The following is a 9,341-nucleotide window of genomic DNA, read 5'->3' as shown; positions in this document are numbered from 1 at the left end:
AAGGAAATAGGGAGATAGGGAGATAGGAAGGAAATAGGGAGATAGGGAGATAGGAAGGAAATAGGGAGATAGGGAGATAGGAAGGAAATAGGGAGATAGGGAGATAGGAAGGAAATGGGGAGATAGGGAGATGGTAAAAATAATTGATTTAAACCTTATCAATCAAGAAATTTCTCACAGCGATGGTAAACTTTCAATAATTGGATCACTATTTTCGGTTAAATAATGGGCGAAATGTTTTGCTAAAGGGGGTACAAATACAAATGGACTCGTAAACCCTGAAAATATCGATAAACCTTCAATTTTCTTTATTTTCCCCACTTGAAAAGGCATTCCTTGACTAAAAGCAATTTGACAATTATGCCATGTGCCTTCTATATTTGCTAAAGATGGTAACGTCTTTGCGATCGCCTCTCGAATTCTTCTTTCACTGGTGTTTTTAGGCACGGGAGCACCGATATTTGTAATAATTTGACTGATTTGCCCTAAACAGAAACTACCGTCTAAAAATTGAATAGCACCAGCTTCTAGGACATCATTTTGTATAAAATTATTGGATGTTTGCCAAATAGATTCTATCTCTAAAGAAGTCGCTTGTTTTTCCATTTCAAAACGTTTAGTAGTAGCGGGCATAACTAAAGTACGCAATTTTATGTCTGAAGGAGGAGTTTTAAATAATTGTGCATGGGTAAAATAAATCGGTAAATTTAAGCCTAAATCCTGTAGAATTTGTCGAGAAAATGCTCCAGCACAAATAATAACTTCATTAGTAAAATAATTTTTATTATTAGTTTTAATACCAATAATTTTATCCTCTTTTTGAGTTAGTGAAATAACTGTTTCTTGAACAACATTTCCTCCATTGTTTTCGAGAGATTTTTGATAAGCTAAAATAGTTTTTTGAGGATTAACATGACCTTGAGAAAATCTTAAACAACCAGTAATATTATTTTTATTTAGTAATGGTTCTAATGCTAAACTTTCATCAATATCTAATAGTTGAGGTTGAATAAAAAAGTGCTTATAATCTTCTAAAGTTTCTTGAGGATTTTGGTCAATATCAATGGTAAATAAAAGATCTATTTCTCTAAATTCTGTATTGGCAGATAATTCTTCTTCTAGATTACGATGAATATTAATCCCTTCTTGACATAATTGATTCGTTAAATTACTTGTGCCTCCCCAATAAGAAATTCCACCATAACTATAAATAGTAGCATTATTTAAAACTGGATCTTTTTCTATTAATAAAACCTTTAATTTTTTTTGTGATAATTCATAACTTAAAGCAGAACCCGTTAAACCACCACCAATAACAATTACATCATAGTTAATCATATAATAAATAGAAATTAAGAAAATAATATGATGTTTTATATGTTAACATAAAATCGAAAAATCTATATAATTAAAGTGTAATGATATTTACCAAACAAAAAATTATCTCTTATTTATTAGTTTTTCTTTTTACTTTGTTTGTAGTATTACCCGTCAAAGCACAAATTCCTTTTTTCCCCGCACCTGAAACATTAGATGCTTTTCCTGAAACACCTACATGGGATTTGAATAAAGCTGAACCTTGTGGGAGGTTTTTGTGTAGTAGCGTTTTTTTCTTTTCTGACTTAGATTTTAGGAGAGAAAGGATTATAGTTGCATTACCAAGAGATATAACAAAAAGTACCAGAGAAGTAGCCTTAGAAGTTGAACAAAGGGCGAGATTCATTCAAACTGTTTTCAGAGGTATATTTAATAATATGCGTACTTTTATCATCAATAATCCTGTAGAGGAAAGAAAAAATCGTAATTTTTGGTTAATAACCAATGAAAAACCTTTACATCCAGCAACTCCCATTGTAGAAGTAGGAATCGAAAATAGTCAAACCGTTATCTATGTAACATTAAATCCGAAAATAGGATTAGTACAACAAGCAATTTTAACCGTTACCGAAGCTGATGCTAGAGCAAATACAACTACGATTTCACAGTTAGCTCAAACATGGCGCAACAAAATTAGAGAATCTTTTAGTAACGCACTTTGGGGATTAGAAATGGATATACAAAGGCCATTTTTAAGAATAAACGTCCCTATTACAATAATAATAATCACATTTTCTTTGATAACTTTTATTAGAATTTTAAAAAAAATCTTAAAAAAATGGCACAGAAATTTACAAAAAGAATTTCACGAAATTTATGAAACTTTAAAAGTTAATCCTGAAGAAAATTTCTCTCAAAATACTACTTCTAAAGAAGTTAAATCACAATCATATCAAAAAACTTCTAAGAATCTTAACTTAATCCAAAAAATATTTACCAGAGGAGTTAATGATACCAAAGAAGTGATTCAGGAAAGTTTATCTTTTTCAGCTAAGTTATTTCTCGTTGATTTTAACCAAAGAAGAAATTTTATTAAGCAAAAAATGAACTTAATTGAATTAATTTCTAATCTTTTATTTCTCAATCAAATAACATTAATTTTGTTTTGTGTCGCAGTTATTTTAGTTACTTTTCGAGATACCCGTTTTCTCTTTAATTTATTTTTTACTCAAAGCATTTTACTGCCTTTAATTTGGATTGCTATGGTATTAACAGATAAAATTATTGATTTCTGGATTGATAATTTATTAGATGATTGGGCAAAAGCAAAACAAGAAATTAACCCGAATTCTAACCGCCCCATTTTACGAGTTAATACTTATTCTCCTGCTTTAAGAGGTGCGACAACCATTTTTTTTAATGTTATCGGCATTTTCCTAACCCTTGCTGTCATTGGTATTAGCCCAAGTATTCTTGCTAGTGCTGGGGCTTTAGCGGTGGTGTTTGCTTTTTTATCTCGTAATCTTTTTGACGATATGCTCAATGGTATCTTAATTTTAACCACGGATCGTTATGCTTTAGGGGATGTCATCGAAATTAATGGTTTTATGGGATGTGTAGAAACCATGAATCTTTATATAACCGCATTACGCAACTTAGATGGGCAGTTAATTATTATTCCTAACGGCAAAATTTCCACAGTGGTTAATATGACAAAAAATTGGTCTCAAGTTAACTTTACCATTGAAGTGGCGTGGAATTCTGAACTTCAAAAAACCATGAATATCTTACAAGAAGTAGCCGATCAAATGTATCAAGAAAAAGACTGGAAAGATAAAATGATTACCTCAGCGGATATTTTAGGTATCGAAAAAATCGCTCATGATGGAATTACCATTAGATTAATTATTAAAACACAACCTTCAGAACAATGGCGAGTAGGTAGAGAATATCGTTGGCGGGTAAAAAAGGCTTTTGATAAGGCTGGAATTTCTTTAGGTATTCCTCAAACAGTTATTTGGCATAAAGATAATTAACTATCAATATTAGGTTTCAGGTTTCAGGTTTCGGGTTTCAGGTTTCAGGTTTCAGGTTTCGGGTTTCAGGTTTCAGGTTTCGGTTTTTTAATCATAAGTTTATAGATGATTCAATATTCTTTCTATCTCCTAACTCCTAACTCCTATCTCCTAACTCCTATCTCCTAACTCCTAACTCCTATCTCCTAACTCCTATCTCCTAACTCCTAACTCCTAACTCCTAACTCCTATCTCCTAACTCCTATCTTATTAAATCTAAATATAAGAAATTCCTATCATTAATTTAAAAATAAAGGAACATTTCCTGATACATTGAGCTAGAATTTAAACTGAAAAAATAATTATTATTTAACATTCGCCATTGTAAATCATCTTTTAACTAGATAGTTTGCGATCGCAAATTCAGAGTGTGACGAGTAATAGGAAATTGTATCTATGAATCTAAAATTAATCTCACAAAAATTACCCCAAGCAACTTTAGCCTTGATTTTAGGGTTAATCTTTTATCCTCAATCAGCAAAAGCTACTTCGACAGTAATTACGGAAGATTTAGATCTTTCAAAGCCTACTTTATTAGTTAATAGTGTTAAAGAAGTATCTCTGTTGGCTAAAAACTCAAGCAACATCACTACACCATTGACAACGGAGAATGTTTCTGCCATCAAAGTAGATAATTTTGCCAAGAATAATTACACTCTTGCAAAAAATGAACGTGTTACTGATATATCGGAAGAAAAACAGAATTCGAGGGAAAAACCCGAGCTTTATCCACAAGAATTATCTTCCTTTAACTCCATTAAATCATCACCTTCTTTAATTGCTTCTAGTGATAATTCAAATACTTCGGTAAAATCTTTACCTATAGCAGTAGAAGTACCGTCTCAGACTGTTAATAATAGCGAATCTATCTCTATTCCTATTCAGTTTGAAAATAACACTCCTAATGTTAATAACAATACTTCTGACGTTAACAATAAAATAGTTGCTAACAATACAGTTATAAATATACCTGTTGCACCTCCTGAAATAGAACAACAGACTGTCGCAAACTCCTCAGAAATGATGAAGAATGTAGAAAAACCTACTTTAATTAGTAACACAAATACCAGAACTCTTATTAATCAGAATTCTGACAGAAGAAATATTAGTATTCCCGCCCCTTCGGCAAATACAAGAACTTCTAATTCATCAAATTTAATGAGTTCTGTACCTATTCAAGTAGAATACTATAATCCTATGATTACTCCTTCGGCAGGAGAAATGGTATCTCCTGAATTACCACAAATTAATTCCCCAGATCCTTATCTACCTGATAATAGTCGTCCTTTTACTGGCTTTATTTGGCCTGCTAAAGGAGTTTTATCTTCTGGTTATGGTCCTCGTTGGGGTAGAATGCACAAAGGAATTGATATTGCTGGTCCTGTGGGTACTCCCATTGTTGCCGCTGCTGATGGAGAAGTTATAACAGCTGGTTGGAATTCTGGTGGTTTCGGTAACTTAGTTAAAATTAAACATCTTGATGGTACTGTCACTCTTTATGCCCATAATAGTAGGATTACCGTTCGTAGAGGACAATTCGTTACTCAAGGACAACAAATCGCTAATTTAGGTAATACTGGTTTTAGTACTGGTCCTCACTTACATTTTGAAATTCATCCTAATGGTGGAAAAGCGATGAATCCTATGGCTTTTTTACCTCGAAAAAACTAAGTTAATCCGAGTGAGCTATAAAATTTACTTATAAGACATAGGGGAAAAGAAGAAAAGTTAACTTAAACTTAAACTTAAACTTAAACCGTCAAAACTTATCGACTCTGGTTTAATCTTAGTTTTACCTTAAAATTTTCCTTTAATTCTAATAATCCTAATTATTTAAAGATTCTTATAGCTCATTAAAATTAATGTGGGCATTGCCCACCCTACTTACTTTGTGTCATCAACAACTATAACTATTCAACTATCCCCATAACAGGCGAACTTGCACAAGCATATTGTTTTACAGGAATACGCCCTGCTTGATAAGCTAATCTTCCTGCCACGGCGGCGAGTCTCATTCCTTGTGCCATTTTAACTGGATTTTGAGCTAAGGCGATCGCACTATTAATTAATAAAGCATCTGCACCTAATTCCATTCCCAAAGCCGCTTCGCTAGGTGTACCAATTCCAGCGTCAATTACTACGGGTATTTTGGCTTGTTCGATGATAATTTTTATGTTAGCTAAATTCTGAATGCCTTGTCCTGAACCGATAGGAGAACCTAAAGGCATAACTGTCGCACAACCAACCTCTTCTAATCTTTTACAAAGAAGGGGATCTGCATTAACATAAGGTAACACAGCAAAACCCTCTTTTACTAACTGCTCTGCCGCTTGTAGTGTTCCGATAGGATCAGGTAATAAATATTTAGAATCAGGAATAACCTCTAATTTGATGAAGTTATTATCTTCCTGCCCTAGTAATTTAGCCATTTCTCTACCTAAACGAGCAACTCTGATGGCTTCTTCTGCATTGGTGCAACCGGCGGTATTAGGTAACATCCAGATTTTACTCCAATCAAGAGCTTCTGCTAATCCTTCGTGGCCAGTAGCGTTTGTTTGTACTCTACGCACGGCAACGGTGACGATTTGGCAACCACTAGCCATAACGCTTTGTTGCATAGATTCCATACTTGGATATTTACCTGTACCTGTCATCAACCGAGACTTGAATTTTTTTCCTGCAATAATTAAACTATCGTCTTCATCAGAATTATTGGTGAAAATTTCTTTAGCATTTGAAGGGCTTAAATAACCTAAATTTTCAGTTTTAGGAGAAAAATGACCTCCATTCCCGTTTGTTGAGGTTATATCGCTTCCATTAGAGCTTATATTGCTATTTTGAGGAGTGCTAGGGGTAGAATAACTCATAATTTTGCTTTGAGATTTATTAAATCGTTGGTAAGTAAAATGTTTTAATAAAGGATCAACATATTGATGGGTGATAAGATTACTGATTAATTGAGCGGTTATGGGTGCTAATAGAATACCATTGCGGTGATGTCCTGTAGCGAAGATTAAGTTATCACTATCGCCATAGCCTAAAATAGGCATTTCATCCACAGTAGCAGGGCGAAAACCATACCAAATTTCTTCTAATTGCCAACAAGCAAGGGGGGGATATAAACCAATGGCACGATTTAACAAAGTATTAATACCCTCGGCTGTAGTGCCTTCTTGCCAACCAATATCTTCAGAAGTTGCACCCACAATTAAACGCCTATCTTTTTTCGGCACTAAATAGGTATTTTCGCCAAAAATTACTCTTTCTAAGGGATTATCTGAGGCTATTCTTAAACTTAACATTTGCCCTTTTAATGGACGCAGTGGAAGAGGAAATAGTTTACTTGACCATGCACCACTAGCTACAATATAAGTATCAGCAGAAAAAATGCCTGATTTGGTGAGGATATTTTTGATTTTACCATGATCACGAGTGAAGGCGATGGCTTCAACACCTTCTTTAATTTCAATACCGATAGATTGAGCTATCTTTAACAGTACTTTACCAACACGACGAGGATCAACTTGCCCCTCTTCAGGATACCAATAACCTCCCATAACGGCTTTTCCTAACTGGGGTTGATATAGTTGAATGGTGTCTTTATCTAACCAATGATCATTAATGGTAGAAGGTTGCTGATAAACTGGGGCGATGATACCACAAGGATTGTAGTCTATATCTTCACCACTTAATTGTTCTAATTTCTGTGCCCATTCTGGATATAAAGCAAGGGATTGTAAAGCTAAATCTAAGATAACACCATCTAACTGTTCTGCCCTAGGTGCTAACATTCCAGCGGCGGCGTTGGTGGCGGCTTCGGTATAATTTTTACTTAAGACTGTTACCCCTAATCCTTTTAATTTTAATTCAAGGGCGATGGATAGTCCGATAATTCCACCACCAATGATTATAATTTCGTTGCTAGTTTTCATAATAGATAATTAACAGATAACTATACTTTATCATTTTCAGGTACTGAGTTCGGGAAATTAAACCTGAAACCTGACTAAATAGGATATTATTGTATCGAACTGAGGCAAGTATTACTTTCCTAATAGCCACATAATATTAAAACCAACACTAACATTATCTTCAGATTGAGTAACAACACTACCAATATTACCTGTACCTGCGGCATTAGTGCCATAAACACCAACTCCGACATTAGTTTGAGGAGGCATATAACGAGCTCCCGCCGCCCAAGTTGTGGCATCGTTACTTAACATAGGCGTAACTTCTCCCATTAACTGTAATCCTGAAATAGGCTGAAAATTGATCCCAAAACCAGCACCTAAGATGCGATTTGAACCAAATACTCCTAATTTAGGATTAAACATCAAGGCAATTTTGTCATTTGCTTCATAAATAAAAGATGCTTCTCCAGAAAAAGAGCCAACTCCATCATCTTGAGTTGTAGCTTCTTCAAAAGCTCCTTTAATACCAAAGGAAAAAGGATCACCTTGGGCTTGATTAAGAAACCTTAGTTTGGTTGCTGCACCCAGTTTCAGTGAATTACCAATAGGTTCATCACTATCTCCTAATTGTTGTCCGATAAATTCTAATTGTGCATCATTACTCATACCATAGCCGATTTGAAAATTAGCACTAGGGCCGATGCCACCATTGACAGAAAATGTCCCTTGTCTGATGGTGTTAGGAGAGCTAAGGGTGATACCATCAAAAAGTAATTGTTTATCTCTGTCAGAAAGGGGTTGAAAAGGACGAGTATTGAAACTAGATTGATAATTATGACCAATATCAGGAGTATATCTGACATTTAAACCCACTCCTACTTCATTACCATCAGGAAGAAAGGTTAATAATTTAGTAGCTGGGGTATCCCCTAATCTATTGGTAACGGATAAATCAACACCAACAGTAGGGCTATGAAGGTAATTTAACCCAGTACTCCACACAAGACTTTTACCCACTTTACCATTAGTTCCCACACTATTACCACCAGGACCTAGAGGTACATTTAGATCTGCGAAAAAGCCAAATCGTTCAGTAAACTTAAAACTAAGTCCAGTACCAATATTAAAAAATGTACCGTAAAAATCTCCACCATCATTAACGGTATCAGGGAAAAAACTTAAACCGCCGACAATATGCCATTGATAATTTTTGGCAACATTATAGGTAAAAGGCACTTGAATTGTACCAGCAAAAGTATTATCAGTTTGAAAATTATTTTTTGAGGTAAATAAACCATTTTCTGAAGAAATTTTTAACCATTCTAAAGATCCCACTACGGCTAAACTATAGTTATCTTTTTTCATTAACTGATATTTAACATTAGGTGCAAGGGAAAAATAACCTAAGTCTGTAGGTTTACCATTAAATTTACTACCTAAAAGATCATCAAAGAAAGATAATGTTGCCCCTACTTGTAATTTCTCAGTTACACCTCCATTAATAGTTAAAGTATATACCTGTAACCCCGTACCTTTACCTTCTGAACCTTTAGGAAAAACAATCGTACCATAATTAGTATAAATTGCACCTACAGGTAAAATATTTGCCGTTTCTACCGTCATCGGCTCAAAAGGAAATAGTTGTAAAGGTGTTAGAGTATATTCTACAGGTTTTATTTCTTCTAAAGGAGGGGTAACATTTTCTGTATTGTTTTGAGTCTCAGGGGATAAGTTTTCTTGAGACATGAGTAATTGAGAACTATTACTTGGTACAAGAGTATCTACTGTGGTGGGATTTTTCTGGGTATTGGAGTCTGTTATTTCATCCCCATAAATAGGAATATTGGCATCTACAAAAAAAATAGAAGCAAAAGTGAGATTAAGGAAAATTAAGGTTTTAAATTTCATAAAGATAACTATTTCTAATAGATAATTAATGTTTGATAAATAAGTTTAGTTTTTTATTCTTAAATATATAAAATGGAAATTGTTATTGTTAGTAAATTTCATGATACTGGATTAATAAAGAAATAAA

The 9,341-nt window shown here is 33.9% G+C and carries 4 protein-coding genes and 1 pseudogene; 2 read left to right on the top strand and 3 right to left on the bottom strand.

The window, feature by feature from the left end; all coding sequences use genetic code 11:
* Nucleotides 1-174: 174 nt before the first annotated feature.
* Nucleotides 175-1,338 carry an NAD(P)/FAD-dependent oxidoreductase gene (locus tag ACEW8E_RS16325; RefSeq protein WP_373481418.1) on the bottom strand — a complete coding sequence of 388 codons (1,164 nt, stop codon included), beginning with the start codon at nt 1,336-1,338 and terminating at the stop codon, nt 175-177.
* Between the two features lie 80 nt (nt 1,339-1,418).
* Between ACEW8E_RS16325 and ACEW8E_RS16320 the strand changes: the two genes are divergently transcribed.
* A complete protein-coding gene (locus ACEW8E_RS16320) occupies nt 1,419-3,353 on the top strand; it encodes a mechanosensitive ion channel family protein (RefSeq protein WP_373481417.1) in 1,935 nt (644 codons plus the stop codon).
* A 1,260-nt stretch (nt 3,354-4,613) separates the two neighbouring features.
* Nucleotides 4,614-5,063, top strand: a pseudogene (locus tag ACEW8E_RS16315) (M23 family metallopeptidase); the annotation flags it as partial.
* 239 nt (nt 5,064-5,302) lie between these two features.
* On the opposite strand, the gene thiO reads toward ACEW8E_RS16315, so the two are convergent.
* Both thiO and ACEW8E_RS16305 read right to left on the bottom strand, forming a co-directional pair.
* A complete protein-coding gene (thiO, locus tag ACEW8E_RS16310; protein WP_373481416.1) occupies nt 5,303-7,324 on the bottom strand; it encodes a glycine oxidase ThiO in 2,022 nt (673 codons plus the stop codon).
* Between the two features lie 111 nt (nt 7,325-7,435).
* Entirely contained in the window at nt 7,436-9,214 is a 1,779-nt protein-coding gene (locus ACEW8E_RS16305; RefSeq protein WP_373481415.1) for a hypothetical protein, read from the bottom strand.
* Nucleotides 9,215-9,341 lie beyond the last annotated feature (127 nt).

Source organism: Geminocystis sp., from assembly GCF_041753295.1.
Lineage (GTDB): Bacteria > Cyanobacteriota > Cyanobacteriia > Cyanobacteriales > Cyanobacteriaceae > Geminocystis.
The sequence above is the reverse complement of the archived record's forward strand: the minus strand, read 5'-3'. Positions and strand labels throughout refer to the sequence as shown.

Coding starts and splice junctions, on each gene's coding strand:
- ACEW8E_RS16325 (WP_373481418.1), bottom strand. CDS start 1,338: ATGATTAACTATGATGTAATTGTTATTGGTGGTGGTTTAACGGGTTCT.
- ACEW8E_RS16320 (WP_373481417.1), top strand. CDS start 1,419: ATGATATTTACCAAACAAAAAATTATCTCTTATTTATTAGTTTTTCTT.
- thiO (WP_373481416.1), bottom strand. CDS start 7,324: ATGAAAACTAGCAACGAAATTATAATCATTGGTGGTGGAATTATCGGA.
- ACEW8E_RS16305 (WP_373481415.1), bottom strand. CDS start 9,214: ATGAAATTTAAAACCTTAATTTTCCTTAATCTCACTTTTGCTTCTATT.